At 36.1% G+C, this 26923-nt stretch carries 23 protein-coding genes and 2 tRNA genes; 9 read left to right on the top strand and 16 right to left on the bottom strand.

Annotated elements, in window-relative coordinates; translation table 11 throughout:
* Positions 1-27: 27 nt before the first annotated feature.
* From R1X58_RS12850 to R1X58_RS12835, 4 genes are all read right to left on the bottom strand, one after another.
* The gene (locus tag R1X58_RS12850) at positions 28-3222 is read right to left on the bottom strand and encodes an efflux RND transporter permease subunit (RefSeq protein WP_240574563.1); all 3195 of its coding nucleotides are present in this window, start codon (positions 3220-3222) and stop codon (positions 28-30) included.
* Positions 3223-3347: 125 nt separating this feature from the next.
* Positions 3348-4424, bottom strand: coding sequence for an efflux RND transporter periplasmic adaptor subunit (locus R1X58_RS12845; RefSeq protein ID WP_240574564.1), 1077 nt, complete (start codon positions 4422-4424; stop codon positions 3348-3350).
* A 9-nt stretch (positions 4425-4433) separates the two neighbouring features.
* Positions 4434-5744, bottom strand: a complete 1311-nt coding sequence (locus R1X58_RS12840; protein ID WP_240574565.1) for a TolC family protein — start codon at positions 5742-5744, stop codon at positions 4434-4436.
* Between the two features lie 138 nt (positions 5745-5882).
* Entirely contained in the window at positions 5883-6725 is an 843-nt protein-coding gene (locus R1X58_RS12835; protein ID WP_240574566.1) for a universal stress protein, read from the bottom strand.
* A gap of 225 nt (positions 6726-6950) precedes the next feature.
* Between R1X58_RS12835 and R1X58_RS12830 the strand changes: the two genes are divergently transcribed.
* The 6 genes from R1X58_RS12830 (at position 6951) to R1X58_RS12805 (ending at position 11084) form a co-directional block, all read left to right on the top strand.
* Positions 6951-7718 carry a DUF3108 domain-containing protein gene (locus R1X58_RS12830; RefSeq protein ID WP_240574567.1) on the top strand — a complete coding sequence of 256 codons (768 nt, stop codon included), beginning with the start codon at positions 6951-6953 and terminating at the stop codon, positions 7716-7718.
* A gap of 7 nt (positions 7719-7725) precedes the next feature.
* Positions 7726-8238 (top strand): FUSC family protein, encoded by a 513-nt coding sequence (locus R1X58_RS12825; RefSeq protein WP_240574568.1) that lies wholly within the window; start codon positions 7726-7728, stop codon positions 8236-8238.
* Between the two features lie 120 nt (positions 8239-8358).
* Positions 8359-9414: a M28 family peptidase gene (locus R1X58_RS12820; RefSeq protein WP_240574569.1), complete on the top strand. Its 1056-nt coding sequence runs from the start codon at positions 8359-8361 to the stop codon at positions 9412-9414.
* Between the two features lie 64 nt (positions 9415-9478).
* Positions 9479-10489 (top strand): M28 family metallopeptidase, encoded by a 1011-nt coding sequence (locus tag R1X58_RS12815; protein ID WP_240574570.1) that lies wholly within the window; start codon positions 9479-9481, stop codon positions 10487-10489.
* A gap of 118 nt (positions 10490-10607) precedes the next feature.
* Positions 10608-10784: a hypothetical protein gene (locus R1X58_RS12810; RefSeq protein WP_240574571.1), complete on the top strand. Its 177-nt coding sequence runs from the start codon at positions 10608-10610 to the stop codon at positions 10782-10784.
* A 215-nt stretch (positions 10785-10999) separates the two neighbouring features.
* Positions 11000-11084 (top strand) — tRNA-Ser (locus R1X58_RS12805).
* A gap of 166 nt (positions 11085-11250) precedes the next feature.
* Here the strand turns inward: R1X58_RS12805 and R1X58_RS12800 are convergent.
* The 3 genes from R1X58_RS12800 to bshB1 form a co-directional block, all read right to left on the bottom strand.
* Positions 11251-11427, bottom strand: coding sequence for a histone H1 (locus R1X58_RS12800; RefSeq protein ID WP_240574572.1), 177 nt, complete (start codon positions 11425-11427; stop codon positions 11251-11253).
* 271 nt (positions 11428-11698) lie between these two features.
* Positions 11699-11774, bottom strand: a tRNA-His gene (locus R1X58_RS12795).
* Between the two features lie 143 nt (positions 11775-11917).
* On the bottom strand, positions 11918-12637 hold the full coding sequence (bshB1, locus tag R1X58_RS12790; RefSeq protein ID WP_240574573.1) for a bacillithiol biosynthesis deacetylase BshB1: 720 nt from the start codon (positions 12635-12637) through the stop codon (positions 11918-11920).
* A 355-nt stretch (positions 12638-12992) separates the two neighbouring features.
* Here bshB1 and R1X58_RS12785 point away from each other — a divergent pair, with 355 nt between their 5' ends.
* Together R1X58_RS12785 and pckA are read left to right on the top strand one after the other, a co-directional pair.
* Positions 12993-14834: an SLC13 family permease gene (locus R1X58_RS12785; protein ID WP_240574574.1), complete on the top strand. Its 1842-nt coding sequence runs from the start codon at positions 12993-12995 to the stop codon at positions 14832-14834.
* Between the two features lie 30 nt (positions 14835-14864).
* A complete protein-coding gene (gene pckA, locus R1X58_RS12780; protein ID WP_240574575.1) occupies positions 14865-16496 on the top strand; it encodes a phosphoenolpyruvate carboxykinase (ATP) in 1632 nt (543 codons plus the stop codon).
* A gap of 74 nt (positions 16497-16570) precedes the next feature.
* On the opposite strand, the gene R1X58_RS12775 is transcribed toward pckA, so the two are convergent.
* Genes R1X58_RS12775 through R1X58_RS12760 form a run of 4 tightly spaced genes read right to left on the bottom strand, consistent with a single transcriptional unit; the run spans position 16571 to position 21186 of the window.
* Positions 16571-17851, bottom strand: coding sequence for a bile acid:sodium symporter family protein (locus tag R1X58_RS12775; protein WP_240574576.1), 1281 nt, complete (start codon positions 17849-17851; stop codon positions 16571-16573).
* A complete protein-coding gene (locus R1X58_RS12770; protein WP_240574577.1) occupies positions 17851-18513 on the bottom strand; it encodes an aspartate/glutamate racemase family protein in 663 nt (220 codons plus the stop codon). Before R1X58_RS12770 ends, R1X58_RS12775 begins: the two co-directional genes overlap by 1 nt.
* 23 nt (positions 18514-18536) lie before the next feature.
* Positions 18537-19934 (bottom strand): four-carbon acid sugar kinase family protein, encoded by a 1398-nt coding sequence (locus tag R1X58_RS12765; protein WP_240574578.1) that lies wholly within the window; start codon positions 19932-19934, stop codon positions 18537-18539.
* Positions 19924-21186 (bottom strand): ribulose-bisphosphate carboxylase large subunit family protein, encoded by a 1263-nt coding sequence (locus R1X58_RS12760; RefSeq protein ID WP_240574579.1) that lies wholly within the window; start codon positions 21184-21186, stop codon positions 19924-19926. Before R1X58_RS12760 ends, R1X58_RS12765 begins: the two co-directional genes overlap by 11 nt.
* 174 nt (positions 21187-21360) lie before the next feature.
* Here R1X58_RS12760 and R1X58_RS12755 point away from each other — a divergent pair, with 174 nt between their 5' ends.
* Positions 21361-22017 carry an HAD family hydrolase gene (locus R1X58_RS12755; RefSeq protein WP_240574580.1) on the top strand — a complete coding sequence of 219 codons (657 nt, stop codon included), beginning with the start codon at positions 21361-21363 and terminating at the stop codon, positions 22015-22017.
* On the opposite strand, the gene R1X58_RS12750 is transcribed toward R1X58_RS12755, so the two are convergent.
* The 5 genes from R1X58_RS12750 to R1X58_RS12730 all read right to left on the bottom strand — a co-directional run bounded on the left by R1X58_RS12750 (position 22009) and on the right by R1X58_RS12730 (position 26911).
* Positions 22009-22431, bottom strand: a complete 423-nt coding sequence (locus R1X58_RS12750) for a DM13 domain-containing protein (protein WP_240574581.1) — start codon at positions 22429-22431, stop codon at positions 22009-22011. The two genes, R1X58_RS12755 and R1X58_RS12750, sit on opposite strands and share 9 nt — an antisense overlap.
* A gap of 50 nt (positions 22432-22481) precedes the next feature.
* Positions 22482-22652, bottom strand: coding sequence for a hypothetical protein (locus R1X58_RS12745; protein WP_240574582.1), 171 nt, complete (start codon positions 22650-22652; stop codon positions 22482-22484).
* Between the two features lies 1 nt (position 22653).
* Complete coding sequence (gene mscL, locus R1X58_RS12740; protein ID WP_240574583.1) at positions 22654-23100, bottom strand: large conductance mechanosensitive channel protein MscL; 447 nt, start codon at positions 23098-23100, stop codon at positions 22654-22656.
* A gap of 103 nt (positions 23101-23203) precedes the next feature.
* Positions 23204-26386 carry a cytochrome c biogenesis protein CcsA gene (ccsA, locus tag R1X58_RS12735; protein WP_240574584.1) on the bottom strand — a complete coding sequence of 1061 codons (3183 nt, stop codon included), beginning with the start codon at positions 26384-26386 and terminating at the stop codon, positions 23204-23206.
* 132 nt (positions 26387-26518) lie between these two features.
* On the bottom strand, positions 26519-26911 hold the full coding sequence (locus tag R1X58_RS12730; protein ID WP_240574585.1) for a group III truncated hemoglobin: 393 nt from the start codon (positions 26909-26911) through the stop codon (positions 26519-26521).
* Positions 26912-26923 lie beyond the last annotated feature (12 nt).

Below are 26923 nucleotides of genomic sequence, written 5' to 3'. Positions count from 1 at the left end.
TTTTTATATGAACTACCCCTTAATAGATTATTTATAATTTTTTCGTTCAATCATGTAATACACTAATGGCACTACCAACAAGGTTAATACTGTAGATACTATGGTACCTCCCATTAACGAAATGGCTAAACCTTGGAATATAGGATCGAAAAGAATAACAAACGCCCCAATAACTACCGTTCCTGCGGTTAGTAAAATTGGTGTTGTTCTTACGGCTCCGGCCTCGATTGCTGCTTGTTTTAACGGCACGCCTTCTTCTAATCGAAGGTTAATAAAGTCGATAAGTAATACCGAATTACGAACCATAATACCTGCCAATGCAATCATTCCAATAAATGATGTTGCCGTGAAAAAGGCGCCCATCATCCAGTGACCTAAAATGATACCGATTAACGATAACGGAATAGCCACCATCATAACCACTGGTGCTTTAAAGTTCTGGAACCACCCTACAATTAAGATGTAAATCAAGATAATGGCTCCTAAAAAGGCAATTCCTAAATCTCTAAATACCTCTAAGGTAATTTGCCATTCTCCATCCCATTTTACAGTATAATCGTCTTCGTAATCTGGTTGTCCTAAATACATTTCATTCATCTCATAGCCTTGAGGCAAATCAATCGCTTTAAGTTTTTCTTCCATACCTAAAATCGCATACGCCGGACTTTCCAGTTCCCCGGCCATATCAGCCATCACATACACCACGCGTTTCTGATTTTTTCTATAGATGCTTTTAGCGCTTGTCGTTTCAACAATATCGACTAAATCCGCGATTGGCACTAAATTTCCTTGTTGTGATTTCACCTTTAACTGTGAAATATCCTGAATGGTCGACTTTTCTTTTTCATCTAAACTCAATACCACACCCACCTGATTCACGGCATCTTCGTCGTATAAGGTTGTTATAGGACGATTCGCCAGAGCCATATTCATCGTGTACGCTATCTGCTTAGGCGCCACACCGTAAAGCATCGCTTTTTCCTTATCGATTGTAAACTGATATTCTGTTTGATCGGCTTCTACCATCCAGTCGATATCCACCACATCTTCAGTGTTATGTAATATACTTTGAATGCTATCTGCAATCTGCATTTGCTTGTCGTAATCTGGTCCGTAAACCTCAGCAACTATGGTTGATAATACCGGAGGTCCTGGTGGAACTTCAACAATCTTCACATTGGCATTGTATTTTGAAGCAATCTTTTGAATATCCGGACGTAACAGCTTAGCAATATCATGACTCTGTGCCGAACGTGCTTCTTTATCTAAAAGATTAACCTGAATATCGGCCATATTACTACCTCCACGTAAATCGTAGTGACGTACCAATCCATTAAAGGTTATCGGAGCAGATGTTCCGATATAATTCTGATAGTTCACCACCTCCGGACGTGTCGATAAATATTGCGAGATTTCCTGAGCCACTAACGCAGTGCGTTCTAATGTGGTGCCTTCCGGCATATCAATCACCACCTGAAATTCGTTCTTATTATCAAACGGTAACATTTTTACAGCAACCGATTTGGTAAAGAACATCATCATGGTTCCAAGTAGTAAAACAAATGTACCTCCTAGAAAGATCCAGCGTTTTGCTTTATTTTCCATTAATGGACGCTCGAACTTGTTATAGAACTTATAAATTACTGTTTCTTCTAACGCTTTTTTAGGTTTCTCTTCAACACCTTTTTTATCCTTTTCTCTTAAGAAAATATATCCTAAATATGGTGTTATGGTTAAGGCTACGAATAACGATAAAATCATCGCGATAGATGCCCCGATTGGCATTGGCGCCATATAAGGTCCCATTAACCCAGATACAAACGCCATTGGTAACACGGAAGCAATAACAGTGAACGTCGCTAAAATAGTCGGGTTCCCCACCTCGTTAATGGCGTATAACGCCGCTTGTTTAAATGGCAGGCGCTTCATTTTGAAATGCCTATGCATATTTTCGGCGATAATAATGGAATCGTCGACCACAATACCAGTAACAAACACTAACGCAAATAAGGTAATTCTGTTTAGCGTATAATCTAACATGTAGTAGCTTAACAAGGTCAAGGCAAAAGTAATTGGTACCGATAAAAACACCACTAAACCACCACGCCAACCCATGGCTAACATCACCACAAACGTTACGGCAATAATCGATCCGATAAGGTGTAACAATAATTCCGACACTTTATGCGATGCGGTTTCACCATAGTTTCTGGTGATTTCCACATGAACGTCGTCAGGTATTAAATTTTGTCTTAAATGCTCGACTTTATCAATAATCACATCGGCAATTTTCATGGCATCAGCACCTTTGCGTTTTGCCACCGAAATAGTCACTGCCGGATACTCCGAATTAAAATCTGATGCCTTTTCACTACCCTGACCAAATCCAAGGCTTACATAGTTTTGAGGTACTTCTGGCCCGTCAAAAATAGAGGCTACTTGTTTTAAGTATATTGGCTGATTTTGTTGTACACCAACCACAAGATTCTCTACATCGGTAACACTTTCTAAAAACTTTCCAGTGTTGACTACAAACTCGGTATCGTTTTTATCGAAGGTTCCAGAATTTAACTGGGTATTATTGGCTTTAATCATTTCAGAAACCGATAAGAAATCCAGACCACTGGCGGCTAACTTATCATTATCTAAAACCACGCGAAGCTGGCGGCTTCTTCCTCCTATTTTATGGGTTATGGCCACATCATTCACCTTTTTAATTTCGGCTTCCAACTCCTGAGCCATTAACCCTAACTGATAATCGTCGTAATGTTCACTCCACAGCGTTAACCCTAACATCGGTACATCGTCAATAGCACGGGTTTTTACCAACGGAAAGGTAACCCCTTCCGGCATTTGGTCCATGTGCTTATTAATCTCATTGTACAGCTTTACAAACGAGCGCTCAATATCTTCACCCACGTAAAACTGAACAATCACCATGGCCTGTTCTTTCATCGAGGTTGAATACACATACTCTACCCCTTTAATATTCGAAATTAATTGCTCTAACGGCTTTACCACTCTCGACTCGACCTCTGTTGGGCTCGCTCCAGGATACCCCACAAAAATATCGGCCATAGGCACATCAATTTGCGGTTCTTCCTCACGCGGAATTAAAAACGAACTATACACTCCAATAACCATAAAAACGATCATTAAAAGCACAGTAAGCTTCGAGCCTATGAAAAGCTTGGCTATTTTTCCTGCTAAACCTTCTTTCATTGTTTTAATTTTTTTGGCGTTTTAACGGGCTGTTCGCTGTATCATTTTTATTGTTTAACATTTCGACTGCGCTCAATGTGACAATAAAAAAGGATGCCGCTGCCATCCCTAACGCAGATTTATAGTTATTGAATTGAAATTTTTGCTCCGTTGTAAAGTTTACCTTCCGCCGAAACGATATACGATTCATCAGCCGATAAACCAGATAATACTTCCACCTGATCACCAAACGTTCTTCCTAAGCGTAACCAGCGTAAAATAGCCGTATTACTTTGGCTCACGGTATACACACCAGACAACTGACCATTAGTAATCACCGCTTCTGTTGGAATTAAAACCATAGCCGTTTTAGCTTTACGCTCCACAGGAAATTGTACTGAAGTAAACATACCCGATAAAATATTCGCATCGGTTTTCTCTAAAACCACTTTTACTAAATACTGTCCACCTGTCTGACTCGCCGAAGTACTTACTTCGGTTACTTTACCTTTTAAACTCTTGTTGATAGATTTCACTAAAACCGTCGCTTCTGTTCCTTTCTTAATTGCTGAAATTTCAGTTTCAGGAACCATAGCTATCACTTCGTAATTTCCCGGAGCTTCAACGGTAATAAGCGGCTGACCTGGATTGGCCATATCCCCTTTTTCTGCCATTTTACTGGTTACAACACCACTAAACGGTGCTGTAATATTAGTATAAGCAAACTGTGCATTCACTTCATTTTCCATTTGCTTAGCAGCCTCTAAACGGGCTTTAGCCATTTCGTAACGCGCGGTCATATCGTCGAATTCCTTTTGCGATGCACTGTTATTGTCGTATAAACTTTTAAAACGTTTATAATCTTTTTCGGCGTTATTAAAAGCTGCGGTTGCTTCAGTAATACCGGCATTAACCTGCGCTTTTTTAGCTTGTAAATCGGTATTATTAATGGCAACTAATAGCTGTCCTTTTTTAACGTTGTCGCCAACATTTACCAATACATTATTAATGTACCCCATCGTTCTGGTGCTTAAGGTAGCGCTGTTCTCCGCTTTAATTTTTCCACTTACGGCCAAAAATGGTGAGTTTCCATTCGCCGCAACCTGATTTACTGTTACCACTATGGCTGGTCTGTTATCTGCAACAGCCTTCTTGTCATCACTTCCACAACTAGCGAATAAAACAGCTAGTGATAGTATTGTTAATGTGTATATTTTTTTCATCTCTTATCCTTATTCTTTAGTTAAAAATTCTAAGTATGCCTGCGCATAGTTATATTCAAAAATTGTTTGATAGTATTCTAATTGTTTTTGTGAAAACTGGGTTTCAGCCATCAATAAGTCTGAAGTTTTCTCTAAGCCTTCTTTAAATCTATCTGTTCTTATTCTTAAAGATTCTTCAGATTGTTCTAACGCCAGTTTTGTTAAATTCAGCTTGTTTTCAGAATCCTGCAACATGCGTTTTGCCTTGTTTAGTTCCAGCTTACTTTGCGATACATACTGATTGTATTCTAACTTCGATTTTTCGTATTCGGCTTTACTTTTCTGTGCTTTACCAAAACGTTTCGACCCCTGAAAAATGTCCCAACTCAACTGCGCACCAACCACATAACCACTGGCATCGGCTCTAAATATTTTATCGTCGTACATCTCGTAACTTCCAAAAGCATTTAATCGAGGTAAGAACGTCATTTTATCAGCTTTACTCATGTCCTTATAAGCCTCACTTGCTAATTCCATAGCCTTGATATCGCTACGGTTTTCTGAAATACTTGAATTTTGAAAATCTAAGGCTTCAACTACCAAATCTTCGCTTGGCTTATAAACCATATAGGTTTCATCGTTCATTAAAAATGACAGGTAATTTGAGGCATTCTGAACGTTACTTTTCGCATGTTGTAACTGCGCCTGAACTTCGCTTACACGAACTTCCACGTTAAGGACATCGGCACGTTGTAAGTAGCCTTGCTTAAAACTATTGTCAGCTAAGGTTTTATTGGCATTGGCAGCCTCTAAAGCTTTATTTAAAACATCAACCGCTTTGTAGGCTAACTGCAATTGCATATAAGCCTTATCGACTTCAAGCGCTAAATAATCTGATGTACGCTGCGTTTGTAACGACATCGCCTCCATTTTTGTTTTAGCGGCTTTACGCTGATAAATACCATCGGCATTGATTAAAGGTTGCTGAACTTCAATTTTCGTTGCGAAGTTTTGAGTTTTTGACGGATCGTTTAACAAGGCCGGATCGAAATCTGAAGCCGTTAAAATCTCCTGGTTTAATTTAGAACCAAAAGCCATAAGCGGATTTGTTGTAGAAATTCCGGTATGGCTTGCGGTTATATTTGGTAAGAATACAGCATTTGTTTGCCTGAAATCGGCCTGCGCTTTATTGAATTCTTCCTCCGATATTTTTATCGATGTGTTTTCTTCCTGAACTCTGCTTAACGCTTCTGCCTTAGATAACAGAACAGTTTCCTGTGCCTGAGACACCAAAGCGAGACTGAGAAAACTAAATATTAATACACCTATTTTGTTCTTCATAATTACTTAAATTAATAATTCAAAAGTAGGTCGGTAGATATTTATTTTCAGTAACTTATGTTACTTCAATGTGTAACAAAGGTTACATAATCAATTATCTGGAAGAGATACCAATCTTATTTAATATGTATTTGTGGGCTATTCGCGTTTTGGTAAAACTAATAAAGGAATATTTATATTAAATGCGAAAGTTTCTGCCTGATGTTCTACAAAAACCGTTTCTAAAAACGAGTGTTTTTTATTTATCATGGCAATTAACTTTATATCGTTATTGGTTATATATCCCTGAATGGCATCGAAAATATCCTGAACATTAGTTTCTATCATTTTATAAGATACATCTTCAAAGTGTTCATTGAAAAAGTCAACATCTCGAAACAGTTCTTTAGGATCTGAATTTTCCAACACCACATGTAAAACGCTAAGCTTACTACTATTTTTAGCTATAATTTCATCAAGCAGTCTTAATTCCTGCATGTTATATAAGGATTGAAAACTGGTGGTGAAGGCTACATCCTGCAAACCTGTAAATTCATATTCATCAGGAATTACCAATACCGGAACTTCACAGTGTTGCAATACTTTAACCGTATTACTACCAAAAAGCTTTTTACTTAAACCTGATGCTCCTTTGGTTCCCATAATAATTAAATTCACATCATTATTAATGACCGCCTGATTTATGGCATCGGTAAAATTATCATAATCGACTAATGAAAAGAATTCATGCTTTTCATTTTTATAAGTTTTAACCAACTTAGCTATTAATTTGTCAACAGATACTTTTGCTGCTTCAACAACTGTATCGTAAACAACGCCTGTTGGGTTTGCCATCATTAAATCATCAGATATATAAGATCCCACACGCTGTACATTCATAATATAAAAGTTACAGGTTTGGTTTTTAAACATCTTCATTGCATAATCGATAGCATTTAATGAATTATCTGAAAAGTCCGTAGGTAATAAAATCGTTTTCATAATTAAAAGTTTTTCTTGTCACTCGCTGTTTCCTATCTGAATAATAAACAATTAAAATTCAGATATATAAAAATACAATTTGTTAGGCATACAAATCATGACAATTATCAGTATTCCTACATCAACACTTACAAACAAACAAAAATTAGCATAATCGATTAAAGCATTGTATTTTCGGCACAATAAATGATACTCCTGTCGTTATACATTATAATCTATAATCATATGAAACGCATCCCATTTCTATTCATGCTATTCTTAGCATCTTTAACTGCCATAGCACAAAACACAGCGGTTGGTTATAACGAAAAACTAATCTATACTGCTTCCTATAATATGTCTGGTGTATTAAACGACATTGCAGAAGTAACTATGGAAACCAGCCCGGTAAAAACGTCTAAAGCGACCTTATTACGTTTAAAATGTACAGCCGTAACTTACAGCAAGTGGGACAATTTTTTTAAAATTAGAGATTTATACGAAAGTTATGTAAGCCCAAAAACTCTTACTCCTTATTTATATTCACGCGACATTAACGAAGGTGGCTATTATAAATACATGAAATATACTTTTAGCCATAGCACCGGAACCGTTAAATCGTTAATGAAAAAGAAAAATAATTACGAGGAAAACAAAACCGTAAAAATAAATGCAGGGACAAAAGACATTGTTTCTACGATTTATAATCTAAGATTAATAGATTTTAGTGCCATGAAAGTTGGTTCTAAAAAAAGTTTTACTATTATCTTTGACCGCGAAGAAACCAAAGGTCAGGTAACATACTTAGGTAAAGAAACCATTAGTACAGCTATTGGTAAAAAAGAATGTTACAAATTAGCTGTTGGATCTAGTGACAATGTGTTACAAGGAACAAACAGTAACCTTATTTGGCTTACTGCCGATGCTAATAAGATTTTGGTTTACGGTAAATTTAAAATTCCAGTGGGTAACGGTGAATTAAAAATTAAATCGGCTACAGGATTAAAAAATTAATTTTAGAATGAAAAAAACACTAACCATATTTGCTGTTATAGCTTCTGTTTTCGCTGTCATATTATCAGTATTACCAGTTTCTAATCTCGCTATTTTCCCGGGAATTGCAGCTCTTTTGTTTGCCGGAGGTGCCTTCTATTTAGGAAAGAAAACAGGAGAAGTAAAAAAACTAGTTCAGTTTTCATTTCTATTAACTATAATGGCTTTGGCGGTTACCACTTACAAAGCTGCTTTTACCGTTACAGAAGTAGAAAATACCGAAGCATTAGAAGCTAAAGAAGAGGAGTTTGAAGAAGCTGCTATTGAAGAATTAGAAGGTCTAGAACTTGAAATTGATGAAGCCGAACTAGGTGATTTAGAAATAGACGACGCAGCCATTGAAACTATTGAAATCGATGAACCTCAAATAGAATCTTTAGAAATTAATGAGGCTGAATTAGAAAATCTTGAAATAAAAGCTAATGAGATTATAGAATCTGAAATTGAAGCTTCAGATTTAGAAAACTTAGAAATTAATTAGTAAGTAATTTCCTGTTTTTATTATATTTGGGATAGGAACAAAAAATGAAACTCACACTTTCAACATTTTTCTGCCCCAAAGAATGATGGTTGTAAGTTTCATGTGATATAACACAAACACATGAAAATCTTCTGCATACTCTCTGCACTTACCCTCGTGGGTACATGTGCTACACCTAAGTATACTACTAAAATTGAAAATATTAAAAATAGTATACAGTTGGTCGATAAGCCTTGGGTTACCAAATATGCAAGCACCATCACTTCAGAAGAACTAAAAACACATCTCTACAAGTTTGCGTCTACAGAATTTAAAGGGAGACGCGTGGGCGAACCGGGACAAAAAAAAGCGGCTCATTTCTTAAAATCCTATTATCAAACAGAAAACATAACCTCCCCTTTGGGAGATACCATTAATTATTATCAAAAAATACCTCAAGATTTTTTCCTTAAAGACATAAAACCTACCGAAAATGTCATGGCATTTATTGAAGGAAGTATAGTTCCTGAAGAAATAGTTATTATATCTGCACATTTAGACCATTTAGGCATTAGCGATAAGGGGGAAACGTATTTTGGTGCCGACGATGATGCCTCGGGAACAGTGGCGCTTATGGAAATGGCACAGGCTTTTAAACTGGCTAAAAAAGAAGGTCACGGTCCGAAACGCAGTATTTTGTTTCTACATTTAACCGCCGAAGAAATTGGAAAAAAAGGTTCAGAATACTATACCTTACATCCCGTATTTCCGTTAGAAAACACCGTAACTAATCTGAACATGGATATGATTGGTCGTGTAGACGATGTTCATAAAAGCAATCCCAATTACCTTTATTTAATTGGTGCAGACCGAATTAGTAAAGAATTACATTATATTTCCGAAGAAGTAAATAATACCTTCTTTCATATCGATTTAGATTATCGTTATAATGCTGAAAATGACAGAAATCAGTACTATACCAGATCTGATCATTATAATTTTGCGGCTAAGGGTATCCCGGTTATTTTCTATTTTAATGGCGAACACAGCGATTACCACCAACCTACAGACACACCAGACAAAATAGAATTCGATTTATTAGAGCAGCGTACACGATTTATTTTTGCCACCGCATGGCAAATTGCAAATCAAAACCACCGATTACTAACCGATGAGAATAACCATTTGTTAAATTAATTTCAAAATCGGGTAAGCTATAAATTCATTTTTGTAATATTATAGTCTAAATAAATTTAACTTCATGAAACGACTAAGTGTCTTTTTATGTACTGCCCTATTAATTACATCGTGCGGTACATCGCAAAACAATAAGCAACAAGATAAAGAAGATTTATCTTCAACTTATGCTGCAACCATAACTTCAGATGAATTAAAAGAAGCCTTGTATACCTATGCTTCAGATGATTTTGAAGGTAGAAAAACAGGTGAACCTGGGCAAAAAAAGGCGGTAAACTTCCTAAAAGATCACTACGAAAGTTTAGGTATAGAATCACCAATTGCTAAAGGCGATTATTTTCAAGATATTCCAGAGTCGTTCTTTTCAAATAAGGCTAAAGCTTCTGAAAATGTAGTGGCTTACATTAAAGGATCTGAAAAACCAGATGAAATTATAGTAATTTCAGCACATTTAGATCATATTGGTGTTAATGGCAATGGAAAAATTAATAATGGTGCAGACGACGATGGTTCAGGAACCGTAGCCATTTTAGAAATTGCAGAAGCCTTTAAAAAAGCAGCCAATGAAGGACACGGACCAAAACGTAGTATTTTATTTTTACACGTTACTGGTGAAGAAATTGGTTTATTTGGTTCAAGATACTATACCGATGTCGACCCTATTTTTCCATTAGAAAATACAGTTGCCGATTTAAATATCGATATGATAGGACGAGTTGATAAAAAGCATGAAGATAATCGTAACTATGTGTACCTTATTGGATCGGATAAACTAAGCACCGAGTTACACAACATTTCTGAAGAAGTAAACAAAAAGTACATTAATATGGACTTTGACTACAAATATAACGACGACAACGATCCTAATCGTTTTTATTATCGTAGCGACCACTACAACTTTGCAAAAAATAACATTCCGGTTATTTTCTATTTTAACGGCACCCACGACGATTATCACAGACCATCGGATACTCCTGATAAAATTCAATACGACTTATTAGAAACCCGTGCACGTCTGGTATTTCATACTGCCTGGGAACTGGCTAATCGAGAAGAAAGAATAAAATTAGATTAAACTTATAATTCATAAAAAAGCCTCTCATTAAGAAATGAGAGGCTTTTTTATTTTCCTCAATTTCATAACAAAACCCAGTAAACTTTTATAAAACGCCTTAATTAATTAGTTTTACAGCATGGAATACACAAAATTAAAAGACCAGCTACCCGAAGACGAAGGTAAATACAACGTAAATATTAAATCAGGAAAAGGATTTAGAGAAAGCATAGCTATCTGGACACCTCATGTTGGATTTGTTCTAATTGATGATAGTTTAGTAAACGATGAATATATTGAAGGATGGCATATTTAATAGTCTAAAACTTGACCAATATCAAAACTAAGAGAAGAATTATGTACTTCATAATCACTTTTGAAAAATTATTTAACATACAATTTACTAAAGCCCAACATGTTTACTTTCCGGAATGAAATTTAAACAAACTAAAACGTAAAAATGTTTGATATAATAGTAAAAGGTTATTATATTTGCACCCGCAATCAGGGAATACCTGATGAGACACTCAAGGAGAAATGGCAGAGTGGTCGAATGCGGCGGTCTTGAAAACCGTTGAGGGTCACACCTCCGGGGGTTCGAATCCCTCTTTCTCCGCAACAAAAGCCCGTAACAGTAATGTTTACGGGCTTTTTTATTTTAGGTTGATATTATAGTTGACAGTTCTCTTGTCTTTATACCGAAATTAATGCAGTGAGTCCATTGGATATAAAAAAATCCCTTTAATAACTTAAAGGGATTTTAATTAGAATAATTAAAGATATTATTTCTTTGAAGCCTCTAAAGACACCTTACGAAATTCTTTCATTAATTTTGTCATTTCTAAAGTAGCTTTACGAGCTCTTGTTCCTGCAGCTTTATTTCCACTTTCTACTTGAGCATTAGCGTCTTTTGCGAATGCTTCAAATTGAGCATTGATTTGTTCTAAAAGTTCTTTCATGAATTAAAGGTTTTAAATTAATGCTAGCGAAAATAGGGTAAAAAGATTTTTAAAAACAATCTTTTTTACAAAAACAACAAATAATTATTAGTTCTATATCAGTTATAAAACCCTTTCCTACCAAAAACAACTAATAAGTCATTGTAATCCATATTTTTAAGAATAAACACAGATAGCAAGTAAACTTACACTCCAAACAGAATTTCTAATAACCTTAAATATTAAAGCACAAAAAAAGCCTTTCAATTTAATTGAAAGGCTTTTTACTTTTGGGTGGAAGATCGGTCTCGAACCGACGACCTCCTGAACCACAATCAGGCGCTCTAACCAACTGAGCTACAACCACCGTGTTGTGCATTTCGTAATGCGAGTGCAAATGTAAACGTTTTAAGCGTTTCTGCAAAAGTTTTTTCGAAAATTTTTCAAGTATTTTTCACTTTTAAAACTAACTTATTCATCTACTCAAACTTACATTTAAAAAAAATTCACGCTAAATTAAATCGAATAGACTATTTACCCCAACATAACGCTCTACCGTAAAACCTTCGGCATACTCGACACTTATTAAACGCCCTAAATCTCTGGCTCGATAAATAACACTATCTGTAAAATTCTTGCTTGAAATAGGCGTTTGAGGCTCTTTACTATCTTCACTAAAAAACTGAGTTTTATAAGCCAACACCGATTTCATCTTTAAATCAATAAAATCGGAAACATCGACAACAAAATCCGGTTCTATATTCTTCCATTGAATAAAATGATACACTTGCTTTGGTCGCCACGGTTTTTGTACTTCTCCCTTTTCGTTTAAAGTTTCAATTTTAAGTAATCCGCTTAAAAAACAAGCATCACTTGCCAATTTACTACCTTTTCCATGATCAATATGTCTATCGTCAATAGCATTACAGATTACAATATCTGGCTGGTATTTTCTAATTTTTGAAATTAAGGCCAACTGATGCGCCTTATCATTTGCAAAAAAGCCATCCGCAAACCTCATATTCTCTCGTACCATGACATTAAGAATCTCTGCGGCAGCTAAAGCCTCCTCGTCTCTTGTTTCAGCAGTACCACGAGTCCCTAATTCCCCTCGAGTTAAATCTATAATACCAACTTTTTTTCCGTTAGCTACCTCTTTTGCTATGGTCGCACCGCATCCTAACTCAACATCATCTGGATGGGCCCCAATAGCAAGTATGTCTAATTTCATATGCTATAATTTTTATTAAATAGAACCTGATTTCCCTTACCAATAAGTTACTTATTCCTGAAAAATTTTTAATTTTTATCAAAAAAACAAAAAAGCTTACAAACAATTAACTGCGATAATCTTTTAAATCCATAAAAAACAGAATTACTACCACGTTTTCGCTTACGTTTTTACTACAATTTTACTATTAAAACTTCTAATAATTGAAAAAATAACACTTAATAAAAAGTATGACTTTAGTCATAATTATTAGTACGTCTGTACAGTAATTTTAACAAAGAATTAAGAACCAAACCAGATAAAGCCTACCTTTAAGGAAAATGGTTATTGTAAAATTAATAAACAAATATTAGATATGATCTATTTAATGCTCTTCATTTTAGCTGCAACTATTGCCCTTTTTATTTGGGGAAAATTCACCCCTGATATCGTTGCCCTAATCTCAATGTTAGCCTTATTTTTAACTGGAATTTTAGATGCCACTGAAACACTAAGCGGATTTAGTAATCCTACGGTTATAATGATTGCCGCCCTCTTTATTGTAGGCGAAGGTATTGCCCAAACCGGATGGACAGCTATGGCGGGTAAAAAGTTTGTAGAATGGGCGGGCAAAAGTGTTCCTAAACTTCTTGTAATTATCACATTGGGAGCAGGAATATTATCCGGTTTTGTTAGTAACACCGGTACTGTAGCTACACTAACTCCTTTAACCATATCATCAGCCTGGAGCATTGGTACGCTACCTTCAAAAATGCTTATGCCTGTTGCTTTCGGTTCAAATACAGGAGGACTTTTAACTTTAACAGGAACGCCTCCTAATATTATTGCAAGTAATGCTTTAGTGGAATCAGGTTTCGAAGGCTTTTCATTCTTTGAATTTGCTTTAATTGGTATTCCTCTGTTAATTGTCTGCCTACTTTACTTCAGATATATAGGGTATAAATTATTACCGAATAACAAAACAAACAATAAACCTGTAAATATAGAATCTACCCTTCATAACTGGATTGAGGCCTATAAGGTACATGATGACTACTACAGACTACGTATTCGCTCCATATCTCCTCTTATTAACACTAAAATGGAAGAATGGCAGTTTGAAAAAGAATATAATGTTAATATTATTCGTATTAAACGCAGACATCCTAATGTGTTAAAAGGTATTAATAGTTTTATTGAATTTCCTAATCCTCAAACCGAATTATACTATCACGATATCATTACGGTTAAAGGAAGTACAGAAGCCATTAATAAATTGATGATTAGCTTCAGACTTGGTTTATTGCCACTGGAACCTATTACAGACGAGTTAAAACACAACTTGATTAATCAGGAAGTTGGTATGACCGAAGTTATTGTAAATCCTAATTCTATGTTAGTAGGTAGAAAATACAAATTAGGAGACTACTTTAAAAGATATGGTATTCAGCTTTTAGCAGCTTCACGAAATAATAAACCTCTTCAAGATAAAGACATTGTGGTAAAAGCCGGAGATGCCTTTTTATTACGAGGAACCTGGGAAGCCATTGATGATCTTAAAAAACAACACGAACACCTTGTTATTATTGGTAGTCCTGAAGGTATGGCTAAAAACGTCGAGAACTTAAACTTTAAATCTTATATCGCTTTAGGCACCTTAATATTCATGATTTTATTAATGGTATTTAAAGTAGTACCTGGATCTATTGCTGCATTAATTAGTGCTGGTATCGTTTTACTAACAGGTTGCGTGCCTATTTCAAAAGCATACAAAGGTATAAGCTGGACCAGTGTTGTGATGATTGCCGCCATGATACCAATGGGTATTGCGTTACAAAAAACAGGAACAGCTCAATTAATTGCTAACGGATTGGTAGAACATTTAGGAGGCATTCACCCTATTGTACTTTTAGGTGGTATATTTTTACTTACCACAACGTTTAGTCAGGTTATTAATAATTCAGCTACAGCGGTTTTAATGGCGCCAATTGCCATGCTAGCAGCAAGCTCATTAAATTTAGATCCGCATCCGTTTATGATCGTCATTGCAATTAGTGCTTCAACAGCCTTTTTAACCCCGATAGGCACCACAACAAATGCCATGGTTATGACAGCCGGAGGATATAAGTTTATGGATTATTTTAAAGTAGGTGCCCCCCTATTACTCCTGCTATTTGTATTAACATTATTATTAGTGCCTGTAATATGGCCATTATAATATTATCAAAACATTTAAAACCAATTACAAATGGAAGACTCAGCAACTATTGAAGTTCATGCTAGCTTAGAGCAGTATGGCTTAAAAGATGTCAATGTACATTGGAACCTACCACCAGAAGAGCTTCAACGTATCACTGTTGAAAACAACATGGGAAAAGAAACCGCTAATGGCACCCTAGCCGTTAATACTGGAAAATTTACTGGACGCTCGCCGCAAGATCGTTTTATAGTAAGAGACAGCTATACCGATAAAAAGGTATGGTGGGGAAAAACCAATAAGCCAGTTTCTACTGAAAACTTTAACAGTTTAAAACATGAAGTCATTCAATATCTTTCTGGAAAAGAAATTTATGCCCGGGATGCCTTCGCTTGCGCGGAACCAGAATTTAAAACAAAAATTCGCGCCATAACCGAACTACCCTGGTCAAACCTGTTTATCTATAATATGTTTTTACGCCCAAGTGCAAAAGAACTTGAAAACTTCGAAGAAGACTGGTTAATCTTATGTGCTCCGGGTTATGTTTGCCCAGATCCTGAAGCTTATGGCATTCGTCAAGGGAATTTTTCAATCATCAATTTTAGCCAAAGAGTAGCGTTAATTGGAGGTTCGGCTTATACCGGAGAAATGAAAAAAGGTATTTTCTCTGCTCTTAATTTAATTTTACCGGTGGAGCGAAATGTACTCCCAATGCACTGCTCTGCCAATGTCGGGAAAAAAGGTGACACTGCTATTTTCTTCGGTTTATCGGGCACAGGAAAAACCACGCTTTCGGCAGATCCTGAAAGAAAACTTATTGGTGATGACGAGCATGGCTGGACAGAAGACAATGTTATCTTTAACTTTGAAGGCGGATGCTACGCTAAGGTTATCGATTTAAGCGAGGAGAAAGAACCTGATATTTATAGAGCGGTAAGACCTGGAGCTATGCTCGAAAATGTTGTTTTTAAAAATAATGGAGAGGTGGATTATTTGGATAGCTCTATTACACAAAATACACGTGTAAGCTACCCTATTTATCATATTGATAATATTCAGGAAACACTTTATGCTAATAATCCTAAAAATATCTTTTTCTTAACCTGCGATGCTTTTGGTGTATTACCACCGGTATCCAAATTAACTCCTGGCCAGGCAGCTTATCACTTTATTTCTGGATACACCGCAAAAGTTGCCGGAACAGAGGCTGGAATTACTGAACCTGTACCGTCATTTTCTGCATGTTTCGGTGAACCGTTCATGCCTTTACACCCAACTATATATGGAGAAATGCTGAGTGATAAAATGCAGGAAGCTGGTGTTAATGTGTGGTTAATTAATACCGGTTGGAGTGCCGGACCATACGGTGTAGGATCTCGTATAAAACTAAAATATACCAGAGCTATGATTACTGCGATTCTTAACGGAGATTTAGATAACGTAGATTATGAACAAAACCCAATTTTTGGTTTATTCATGCCGAAATATTGTCCTGGCGTACCATCAGAAATACTGGATCCGATGAATACCTGGTTGCAAAAAGGAGCCTATATAGGAAAAGCTATTCAGTTAGCACATTCCTTTCACCTAAACTTTGAAAAATTCGCCCTTCAGGCCTCAAAACAAATAATGGAAGGTGGTCCATTAATTGACGAACACCACCACTTAGAAGAACATATTTAATAGTTGTTTTTTTTATTGGAACTGTACAGGAAACTTAAATTGGTCGTTTCCTGTACAGTATTTTTTTTATAAAATCACACTTTATTCAAGACTTCCTTTCGCTTTCTCCAAAAATTAGCTAAAACAGAACCAGATATATTCATCCAGGGACTAAATACAGCAGCAGCCAATCCAACTGTAGCTAATTTACCCATTGAACCTGCTAAACCGGATGCCATGCCTCCATTTTGTAAACCAACTTCTAAAGCAACGGTTCTACATGAGTTTTTATCTAATCCTAAAATCCGGCTTATCCAATATCCAAAGGTATACCCCAAAGCATTATGCATCATAGAGGCCAACAAAATAAAAGCTCCAATAGTCATAATATTATCCCTGCTTGCTGCGGTAGTTACCGTTGTAAAATAGACAATACCAAACATAGATAGTATAGGCATAAAATCATGAATTTCAGTCTTAAAACTAACCAAATGAAAATATAATTTCCCAACAACTACGGCACCTAATAAAAAGTTTATAAGAGCTATTATTTGCAATATGGTTTCTGAAAAATTTAGTTCTAAAAATGACCAAAACCCAAATAACATTGCCAATAACCAACTTAGAGACAAGTAAAAGAAAATATCTATACGCTTTCTAATATGTTTTGAATTTTGAGAATATAACTCATAGAGTAACGCAGATCCAATCGGTACTATAACAATTTTTACTATTTGCACGCACATGGCCAGAAAATCGATTTCCACATAAGTACCAGCCAAAAGCTTCATCATTAAAGGCGTCATAATAGGCGCTAACAAGGTAGCTACCGCCGTTAAAGTTACTGATAACGTTAAATTAGCTTTGGCTATAAAAACCATAACATTCGAAGCTAAACCGCTGGAACAAGAACCTATAAGAATAATGCCTGCAGCTATTTCCGGTTCGAAATTAAATACTCTGGTAAGCATATAGCCCACAATCGGCATAATAGTAAATTGACAAAGCACACCAACTAAAACACCTTTACCCATGGTTTTTATTCCATAAAAATCTTTCACACTCATCTGTGTACCCATTCCAAACATAACCACCTGAACAACAGTAAGGATCAACCATTTGTTTCTTAAGTCGAAGTTTCCCCATTGTAAAAATGCTGAAGGATAAAACATACCACATACAATAGCTACCAAAATCCAGGCTGTATACTGGTAACTCTTTAACGATCTAACCGATCGCATACCTATCGCTAAAGCCAAAGCAGTAATCACCGCCAGAGGAGCAAACAAACTGTCCCAACGTGCTATTACAGCTACCCCCAGAATGATTAATGAAATAATCCCTAACGACAGTAAATATCGTTGAATTTGCACCATTACAGCAACTGTGCCAAGTACTCCATAGCAATTTCGGGACTTGCTAAAATGGGTACTTTTTTATCTGCTTTAGATAATTGACCAACCACTCTAGCCATAGAGGCCTGAGCTAACAAAATAACATCGACACTTTCTGCGAGTTCCTTCAACGCTGTTGCTACCATAGTATCATGTACTTCCGGATGTCCTCCCATTAAAGCCTCAAAAGCACCTTCACACAGATTTGAAGTAATGTCCACATCTTTCCCTAAAGCTATAGCGCGTCTTCTTACCAAATCGCTTGTTGGCGCTAATGTTGTTGGTAATGTAGCAATTACGCCTATGCGTTTCCCTGATTGTACTGCTTTGTCAACCATAGGCTGATCGACTCTTAATACAGGAACTTTAGTTAAAGGCACTGAACTTTCAACAGCATCTCCAATAGAAGAACAGGTTACCATAATGTAATCGGCACCAGCTTCTTCAGCAGACCCCACATAATTTACAACACGTCTTGATGTATCTGGTGTAACCTCACCACGTTCAATAGTATTCTTAATTAGACTATCATCTACAATATTGAAAATCTTAAGATCTTTATCTTTTAAATATCTATCGATTAATTCTTGAAAAACCGGTACTAAAGTGGCCGATGTGTGTATTAATGCTAATGTTTTTGGCATAATTAGTTTCTTATTTTTTAGTTTTAAATTGATATTTCACCTTTTTGCAGAGCTACAAAGTACGTCTCGTCACCTACCTGACCACCTTTTAAATTGACCTCGATTTGATCTACTGGAGAATTTAAAGCGAATGCCCGACACATAGGTGCTCCCGTATAAACAGGCGCAATCATTTCAACTGCTTTTATTCCCAACTCCCTAGCCACATAGCTGGATGTATCTCCTCCAGCAATCACCAGACGTTTTACAGGTACTTCTCTTAAGGCCCCCAACGCAGACTGTCCCAGAATTTTCCCAAAACGCTTAGCGGTTTGAGATCGAATGGTTAACTCGTCTAATCCCTTATTTTGAAAAAATGTTTTTGTTTGTAAAACACGATCGTCCTCTGGTCCTATGGCCGTATGTAAAATAACGCTCTTTCCTAATTTCAAATAATTGGAAATAAGCGTTTGATAATTTTCTATAAACTCCTGCTCTATTTCAGGACTCTCCAAAGCATCCACCGTTATGGCAACAGCTTCAAAACCCTGCGACAAAGCATATCTTATTTGTTCAGCAGTGATTGGCGATACACTTCCTGATAAAACCAACATAGGAAGATGTTGTTCCAAAGTACCCCAGCTTGTTCTTTTTTTCAATATGCCTTCTTTTTCCCAAAAATCACCAAAGGCTTTTTCAACTCCCGAAGAACCAACCGAAAAAAAAGCTTTACCTTTTACCACTGTATTATCAATAACCTCTCCTATAATCTGCATTTGTTCTTCATACATCGCATCAAAAAACACAATAGAATGTTTCTCTATTTCTGCTTGTAGTTTACTTTCTATTTCTCTTAGAGGTTTACCTAAATCAACCAAATCTATCAACCCTATAGATTGATTTGTTTGTTTTGATAAATGCATTCTCAGATCACTTTCGCTAGAAGGGGTAATCGGGTGTTTACGCATCGAAGGGTGTCTGTCTAGTCGATAAATATCTCCCTGACTACCAATCCCCATTCTTGCATATAAATTACCAAAGGCCGAAAACCGGCCCAAATTTGGTGCTGCAACTAAAATAGATGTATATTTATTTTGAAACACCTGTGCCCCACAGTCAATTGCAACTCCTATGTTTCCAATTCCAGGAGAAGAATCAAAAGTTGAACATACTTTATAATGTATGTGTCTCGGTTTTAAACTTTTTAAGGTTTCGAAGGCCTTTATTAGCTCTTCTGACATTTCATTGGGTCTCATAGATCTGGTCATTCCCGCAACACCTATAGCATCCAAATCTGAAAAATGCTCTAATAACTCCAGAGTTGGAGGCTCCAAAAACAAAACGGTTTTTGCTCCTGCCCGACTCAAAAACTCTAAAGCATCTGTAGAACCTGTAAAATCGTCACCGTAAAAAGCAAGTAGAATCTCTTTCTTATTGTGCATTAACCTCTTTTCTTCCAAATTTTAAAACAGATTCACCAAACTCCTTGTATTCCTGAGCGGCCTGCTCTAACGTCATTCCGCTTACAGCAGCCTTCCAGGCCTGACGTAAGGCACTCACTCCTCCCACAGGTCCTGAAGGATGAGCCATAATACCACCACCTGCCATGTATAACAGATCTGTTGATTTGGTACGCTCATAGGTTTCAAATGCTTGTCCTCCCCATTGTCCGGAAGACACCACAGGTAAAACCGATTCACTATTTAAAAATGGTTTATGACAAGATTTAATAGAACGAACCACAGAATCATCAGACTCCCAGAATTTATTTTTAATACCATTAACATGCATTTGATCTACACCCGCTAATCGCCAAATTTTATTATATGCCGGGAAATTAATTCCTAAAAAAGGATGCCTGTTGAGCATTCCCCATCCATTTCGGTGTCCATGAATCGATAAACCTCCCCAATTGCAAATTTGTTTTGTAGCCGCCCAGCCCACACTATTTACACTTACCATTGCACAAGTACCACCAGCATTTACGACCGTTTCATAATTAGTTTGCATGGTTCTGCAATCGCCTGTAATATTAAAGGCATACATTATTTTCTTTCCGGTTTTATCAGCGTGTTCATTAATCACCCTCATGACTTTTTCGACACGTTCAGCAAAAGGCGAATTTGCTGATGATGTTAAAAGCTCATCATCTTTTATAAAATCAATACCTGCTTCAGCCAATGTTCTAACTAAATCTGCAGTATAATCAGGTGTCAATCCAACACTAGGCTTAATAATGGTTCCTACCATAGGACGCTTCGGTCCCACACCAGCAAGTTCTTTGGTGCCGCGCAATCCAAATTTTGGACCTCTAAAATGTTCTCGATAAGAATTAGGTAATTCAAAGTCATCCAATTTTAAACCAGTGAATTGTCTAAGCTCATACAAATTACCCTGCAGTGTAGAAATTAATGCGGGTATATTGTATTCAAAATTCTCTACGGACCAAGATACTATAACTTTCGCTTGCTTATAAATCTTACCTGGCAAAAAATCCCCAGGCATACTTGGTGTAGGGACTTCATCCAATAATTCAATATGCTCTACCCGTGCAGCAAAACGTGCTCGAAGTTCTTCTGTTTCTCCCGGAACAGATACAAAAGTTCCACTTGATTGCTCACCCGCTAAAACTGCGGCAGCTTGTTCTACCTCATAGGGTGTTTCTATAAGGTAAGTTGCAAAAATTCTTTCCATTTAAATAATTAGCTATCAATTAATTTAATTAGGGTTGTAGGTAAAATTGGCGCAAATTTTTGTTAATACCATCCTGCTGTAACCTGTTTCGAAATCGGTCGTTAGCAAATTCTATAAAAGATACGCATTTTTAGTCATCTATCATAGTATATCTTTATATTAGCGCAAAAAACGATGTTAAAGGCTGTAATTTTTGATATGGATGGCGTTATAATTGATAGTGAACCCCTACACTACAAGGCTTACCATAAAATGTTTGAAGATGTAAACGTGAAGGTTTCTGCTGAACTTTATGAATCCTTTACCGGAAAATCCACCCTTAATGTCTGCAAACAGGTATGTGAAACTTTTAATTTAAATGAAACACCAGAAACTTTAGTTAGCATAAAAAGGAAACATTACGAATATATTTTCGATAACGATAAAGATTTCGATTTAATCGATGGCGTTTTGAATCTGATAAAAGATTATCACGCTAACGGACTGACTTTGGTTCTTGGTTCTTCAGCTTCCATGCCTAATATCGAGCGTATTTTTAAACGTTTTGATTTGAACCAATATTTCAAAGCGAAATTAAGCGGTGCCAATTTAAAAGCTTCTAAACCGCATCCTGAAATTTTTATTAAAGCTACCGAAGCTTCAGGATTCAAAGCTCACGAATGTATGGTTATTGAAGATTCTACAAATGGTATTGAAGCCGCTAAAGGGGCAGGTATTTTCTGTACAGGTTACGACAGTAAGCATTCCAAAAATCAGGATTACAGTAAAGCCGATTTAGTAATAAAGTGCTTTAGTGAAATTCCTTATGATCGGGTAAAAAACTTAATTTAGTACCGCATAACCAAAGTTTACTGAAAACGGAACACACCATATGATAACATGATTGTATTGATTATAGTCTATATTATCGGGTAAGTTATATTCGTAATTTCCTTCAATACCTTTTAAAGCACCTAATGAAATATAACTGGACGCCGATGTATCTGTTGCAAGATAAACTTCCAGACCTGGACCAGAATCGGTTTTGAAATTAGTAAAGGATACTATTTTTTTATCTTTATCAATAGTTACCTTTCCTGAAGTAGGATGAGCACTAGAAATAAAATTTCCAGAGTAAGCAACTTCGACTGAAGACATCTCCTCCATTTCCATATTTTCTTCTGATAACATTTCAGAATCATCGGAAGTTGAACAAGACATAATTAACAATAATAAAATAAAACCAAACAAATAAGGACGTTTCATAACAATCAGTTTTAGTTAGTTCCTTAATTGGTCGAAATTAATTTAGAAGTTTACACCTCATCATTACCATCATCTTTACTTTCTTTAATTTTTTGCTTCAAAGCTTTAAGGCGCTCTTTTCGTAATTCAGCTTCTTTGCGTTTTTTATTCTTTTTTTGATCGACCAATCTGGAATGTTTGGCTTTATTTTTTGTGTTTTTATCGCGACCTGTTTTTGCCATATTATTTTTTTGATTTCATTAAATTATTCTGCTCTTCCATCAACGTTGTTAGCTTGGTTAAAAGCTCAATATCTTTTGGAGTAGTAACGGTTTTATCTTCTACATCCTGCGATTTGTTTCTTAGGCGATTCATAAATTTAACAACCATAAAAATGGTAAACGACACAATTAAAAAATCGATTAATGTTTCCCCTAAAATACCATAACCTATAGCGACTTCATCGGTTATAATTTTTCCTGATGCATCTAAAACCGCTTCTTTTAAAATGATGCGTTTATCGTGAAAATTGACGCCATTAGTTAATAACGACAATGGTGGTAAAAATACTTGTTTCACCAGTACATCAATAATTTTATTGAAAGCTGCCCCGATAATTATTCCGACAGCCATATCCATCATATTGCCTTTAACGGCAAACTCTTTGAATTCTAAAAACAATTTCTTCATAAGTTCACATTTTAAATATTACGTTCACTTTAAAACTAAAAAATCTTGCTAACATAAAAGCACGTTAGCAAGATTAATAGCTTATAAATTGGTCTTAAAACCTTTATTTTTTGTAATATTTACTGTATCCGCGGTAAGCGAAGAATCCTAAAACGGCTACAATTGCACAAGCAATGCCTATAAATTTCAAGCTTACAATCTGATCTCCGCTGGCGTAACTATGTAATCCCGCCAAGTAGAAATTCACACCAAAATACGTCATCATAATACTTGCAAAGGCCACAATAGACATTAAGTTATAAAACCAGCGTCCGCGTAATCCCGGTACCAAACGCATGTGAATAACAAAGGCATACACCATAATACTAATTAATGCCCAGGTTTCTTTAGGATCCCAGCCCCAGTAGCGCCCCCAGCTTTCGTTAGCCCACATACCTCCTAAAAAGTTTCCTATAGTAAGCATGGTTAAACCAACGGTTAAAGCCATTTCGTTAATTATGGTAAGCTCCTGAATATTTAAATCGAGTTTCTTTTTATTCTTTTCGTTGGTGAAAATCATTAATAATAATGATACCACACCTAAAATCATTCCCAACGTAAACGGACCGTAACTTGCTACGATAACCGCCACGTGAATCATTAACCAGTAACTATTTAATACGGGCTGAAGGTTAGCAATGGCCGGATCCATCCAGTTCCAGTGCGCTACCATTAAAATCATTGACGTTACAAAAGCGGTTGACGCCAAAGTTAAATCGCTTTTTCTTCCAAAAGCCAATCCGAAAAACATGGTTGCCCAAGCGACATAAATCATAGACTCGTAAGCATCACTCCAAGGGGCATGCCCCGAAATATACCAACGCGCAATTAATCCTGACGTATGCAATAAAAACAGGCCAAGAATAATGAATTTAAATACCGTTACCGATATATTTAAAGCTTTGTTTTTTTCTTTAAAAATCTGAACAATCAATAAGATAAACAGCAAAGACCCTGCATACATATACCAGCTAAACAGCTTTTTAAATACATCGTATTTATTGTATAATATTTCGGTTTTTATTTTTTTATCGCTTAGCATGACAGAACCGCCATACTGATGCTGTGTTTTCTTAAAGGCTTCTAATAATTTTGATGCTTCTGAAAAATCTCCGGATTGCTTTGACTGATTTAGCGTAAACAAATAGGCTCTGAAACCATTTCTAACAAAATTAGAATACAGTGAATCCTGAATTTTATAATTTCCGAATTTATAATCGTAAGCCGATACCCATTTATTATTTGCATCGTTTGGAATTGGGAAAATCTTTAATGAAGCTCCTTCTATAGTATTGAATAATAAACGAACACGCTCGTCGGTTTCCTTTATTTTTTTCTGATACCCATTTGGTACAGCTACACTGTAAGCATCATCTAAATAAGGCTCTAATTTATAGGTTCCATCTTCATTTAAAAAATCGATCAACGCAAAATGTTTCCCTTCCTTACTAACACCAATAATGCTTCGTAATGAATCGGTTTCCATGGGGCGTAAATAAATAACAGGAACATTGTACCAAAGTGTTGGACTTTCCTGAATAGATAAAAATACCTGATTGGCATCAAAACCTTCGTAAGTATCACTTTTACTTAATTTACGCAACATTTCAGAAGCATACGTATTCACTGGCATCATTCGTCCACCAACATCCTGAATGACTAAATGACCAAATTCATCGGCGACATCTTTTGGCGTTATATTGGCCGCTAAAATAGAATCTATTTGCGATTTAGAAGGCTTGGTATGATCGTGACCATCGTGCTCTGAATGGGTTTGCGCAAACGTCGAAAGTCCAAAAAGCAATACAACAACACTTAGCATTTTTGCTTTTTTAGCTTTTACTTTTTCAAGCATGACTTTTAATTCTCCAAAACGCGACCCTTTAACAAATAATATGGCTAATAATCCGGCATATAATAAGAAATAGCCAATGTACGTTAGTAATGTTCCCCAGTAATCATGGTTTACAGAAAGTATGGTTCCTTTTTCATCGGGATCAAAACTCGATTGAAAGAAACGATAACCACGATGATCAAGAATGTTATTCATGAAAATTTTATAATCGAAGTTACCTTCCTGCTCATCGATAACAGTAACTTTACTTGAATAGGCTGAGTTTACATTCGACCCTGGGAATTTTTCGGCTTCAAAATCATTCAATTTAATTGAAAAAGGTAATTCCAAAACTTTAGACCCGTATTTAAAAGCAAAATCAAGACCTCCAATTTTGATTTGCTTGAAAGCATTATTCATCCCTTTTCCGCCTAACAAACCAACGCGTTTGGTTTCTCCGCCTGTTGTGACTTTTAAAACCACTCCATCTGAATCATTTTTCAGCATTTGAGATTTCTGAACCACATCAAACTCACCTTTTACTATCGGCTTAGGAAACACCATTTGCATATCGCCAATCACATAACGCGAACGCAACATTAATGGCTGCAGGCTGTCTTTAACCAATTTCCCCTGAGCCATAGTAGCCATAACCATGTATTCGCCTTCAAATGGCGATTGTATATTTAATTTTCCGTCTTGGTAAGTAATATTAATTGCTCCGGGTGTTGGCTTATTTAAAGCAAACAATACACTGTGAATACTTTGTATCTCACCAACCTTTAAAAAGTGATTGTGTGGCGCACCGCCTCCGGCTTCAACAATTTTCAAGTATTCTTCACCATCTTCAGTTGGTACAATATCTTCTTCGGCGCCTTTTACGAATTTCTCTAATTCTATGGTTACAGGTTGCTGGTCGTAACGCGTTTCAACTTTAAAATCGTTATCTAATCGACCTGAAAAATCAACTTTGTGTTCTAAAGGTAAACGTTGTGGCACACCATCAATTTCGTAATCACCATCAATGTAAGTCGTGATGTATGTTTCTCTCGACAAGAAGGCATTCTCTGTTTCTCCTTCTCTAATCGCCATCATACCTTCAAAACTAATGTAACGCGTTATTCCTGCACCAATAATGATAAAAATAAACGCCAAATGTAGTAATAAGGTGGCCCACTTTTCTTTTTTATGCAAACGATATCTGAAAATATTACCAAAAAAATTGATAACAAAAAGCACCATAATAGCCTCAAACCACCAGGTATCATAAATTAAATTTCTGGTATATGCTGTTGGTGATGTATCTTGTCCGGCATCTAAAAACGTACCTGTTGCCATAGCTGCGGCAAAAGCGATAAATAAAACAGATGTTAGGCGTGTTGAAAAAAGAATTTTGGAGAGTTTATTTTGCATAATTGGTACCCTTTTTTGAGGTCGTGCAAATTTAAGTATTTCAATTAACTTAAAATTGTTAAAATTGGAAAGAATTGTTAATCAAATCCTAATGTTTAAAAGGCAACTTAATTTATAATTTAAGGTGAACGATCACTCAGATTGGCGTGCTTTAAAAATTTCCATGTAAAGAAACGTTCCCATTTTTCTGGCACGTCGTTTAGCATTTTCAGCATAATCTCCTTGAAAAAGTTCATCGATGGTTTGAAACCAAAGATTTAACCATAGTCCGAAATGTACATCGGTAATCGAATGATTATTCTCCTGATCAACTTTTACGTGTACCTCTAACGGATTACCTAAATATTTAGTCTTTAAGAACAAACTCGATTCCCAAAAAGTGGTTAGTTTTTCAATATGCGTCTCCCAGTCGGTGATAACAGCATTAAAAAATGGTCCTAAAACAACATCTTTTCTTATTTTATCGTAAAACGACGAGACCAATAAATAAACATCTTCGCGGGTGGTGATATCTTTTTTAGTCATAGAAAACAAAGA

Origin of the sequence: Aestuariibaculum lutulentum (assembly GCF_032926325.1) — a bacterium.
GTDB classification, from domain to species: domain Bacteria; phylum Bacteroidota; class Bacteroidia; order Flavobacteriales; family Flavobacteriaceae; genus Aestuariibaculum; species Aestuariibaculum lutulentum.
This window is presented reverse-complemented; position numbering and strand designations above follow the sequence as displayed.

What these genes read in the sequence shown, in the direction of transcription:
- R1X58_RS12850 (WP_240574563.1), bottom strand. Translation starts at nt 3,222, where the DNA reads ATGAAAGAAGGTTTAGCAGGAAAAATAGCCAAGCTTTTCATAGGCTCG.
- R1X58_RS12845 (WP_240574564.1), bottom strand. Translation starts at nt 4,424, where the DNA reads ATGAAAAAAATATACACATTAACAATACTATCACTAGCTGTTTTATTC.
- R1X58_RS12840 (WP_240574565.1), bottom strand. Translation starts at nt 5,744, where the DNA reads ATGAAGAACAAAATAGGTGTATTAATATTTAGTTTTCTCAGTCTCGCT.
- R1X58_RS12835 (WP_240574566.1), bottom strand. Translation starts at nt 6,725, where the DNA reads ATGAAAACGATTTTATTACCTACGGACTTTTCAGATAATTCATTAAAT.
- R1X58_RS12830 (WP_240574567.1), top strand. Translation starts at nt 6,951, where the DNA reads ATGAAACGCATCCCATTTCTATTCATGCTATTCTTAGCATCTTTAACT.
- R1X58_RS12825 (WP_240574568.1), top strand. Translation starts at nt 7,726, where the DNA reads ATGAAAAAAACACTAACCATATTTGCTGTTATAGCTTCTGTTTTCGCT.
- R1X58_RS12820 (WP_240574569.1), top strand. Translation starts at nt 8,359, where the DNA reads ATGAAAATCTTCTGCATACTCTCTGCACTTACCCTCGTGGGTACATGT.
- R1X58_RS12815 (WP_240574570.1), top strand. Translation starts at nt 9,479, where the DNA reads ATGAAACGACTAAGTGTCTTTTTATGTACTGCCCTATTAATTACATCG.
- R1X58_RS12810 (WP_240574571.1), top strand. Translation starts at nt 10,608, where the DNA reads ATGGAATACACAAAATTAAAAGACCAGCTACCCGAAGACGAAGGTAAA.
- R1X58_RS12800 (WP_240574572.1), bottom strand. Translation starts at nt 11,427, where the DNA reads ATGAAAGAACTTTTAGAACAAATCAATGCTCAATTTGAAGCATTCGCA.
- bshB1 (WP_240574573.1), bottom strand. Translation starts at nt 12,637, where the DNA reads ATGAAATTAGACATACTTGCTATTGGGGCCCATCCAGATGATGTTGAG.
- R1X58_RS12785 (WP_240574574.1), top strand. Translation starts at nt 12,993, where the DNA reads ATGATCTATTTAATGCTCTTCATTTTAGCTGCAACTATTGCCCTTTTT.
- pckA (WP_240574575.1), top strand. Translation starts at nt 14,865, where the DNA reads ATGGAAGACTCAGCAACTATTGAAGTTCATGCTAGCTTAGAGCAGTAT.
- R1X58_RS12775 (WP_240574576.1), bottom strand. Translation starts at nt 17,851, where the DNA reads ATGGTGCAAATTCAACGATATTTACTGTCGTTAGGGATTATTTCATTA.
- R1X58_RS12770 (WP_240574577.1), bottom strand. Translation starts at nt 18,513, where the DNA reads ATGCCAAAAACATTAGCATTAATACACACATCGGCCACTTTAGTACCG.
- R1X58_RS12765 (WP_240574578.1), bottom strand. Translation starts at nt 19,934, where the DNA reads ATGCACAATAAGAAAGAGATTCTACTTGCTTTTTACGGTGACGATTTT.
- R1X58_RS12760 (WP_240574579.1), bottom strand. Translation starts at nt 21,186, where the DNA reads ATGGAAAGAATTTTTGCAACTTACCTTATAGAAACACCCTATGAGGTA.
- R1X58_RS12755 (WP_240574580.1), top strand. Translation starts at nt 21,361, where the DNA reads ATGTTAAAGGCTGTAATTTTTGATATGGATGGCGTTATAATTGATAGT.
- R1X58_RS12750 (WP_240574581.1), bottom strand. Translation starts at nt 22,431, where the DNA reads ATGAAACGTCCTTATTTGTTTGGTTTTATTTTATTATTGTTAATTATG.
- R1X58_RS12745 (WP_240574582.1), bottom strand. Translation starts at nt 22,652, where the DNA reads ATGGCAAAAACAGGTCGCGATAAAAACACAAAAAATAAAGCCAAACAT.
- mscL (WP_240574583.1), bottom strand. Translation starts at nt 23,100, where the DNA reads ATGAAGAAATTGTTTTTAGAATTCAAAGAGTTTGCCGTTAAAGGCAAT.
- ccsA (WP_240574584.1), bottom strand. Translation starts at nt 26,386, where the DNA reads ATGCAAAATAAACTCTCCAAAATTCTTTTTTCAACACGCCTAACATCT.
- R1X58_RS12730 (WP_240574585.1), bottom strand. Translation starts at nt 26,911, where the DNA reads ATGACTAAAAAAGATATCACCACCCGCGAAGATGTTTATTTATTGGTC.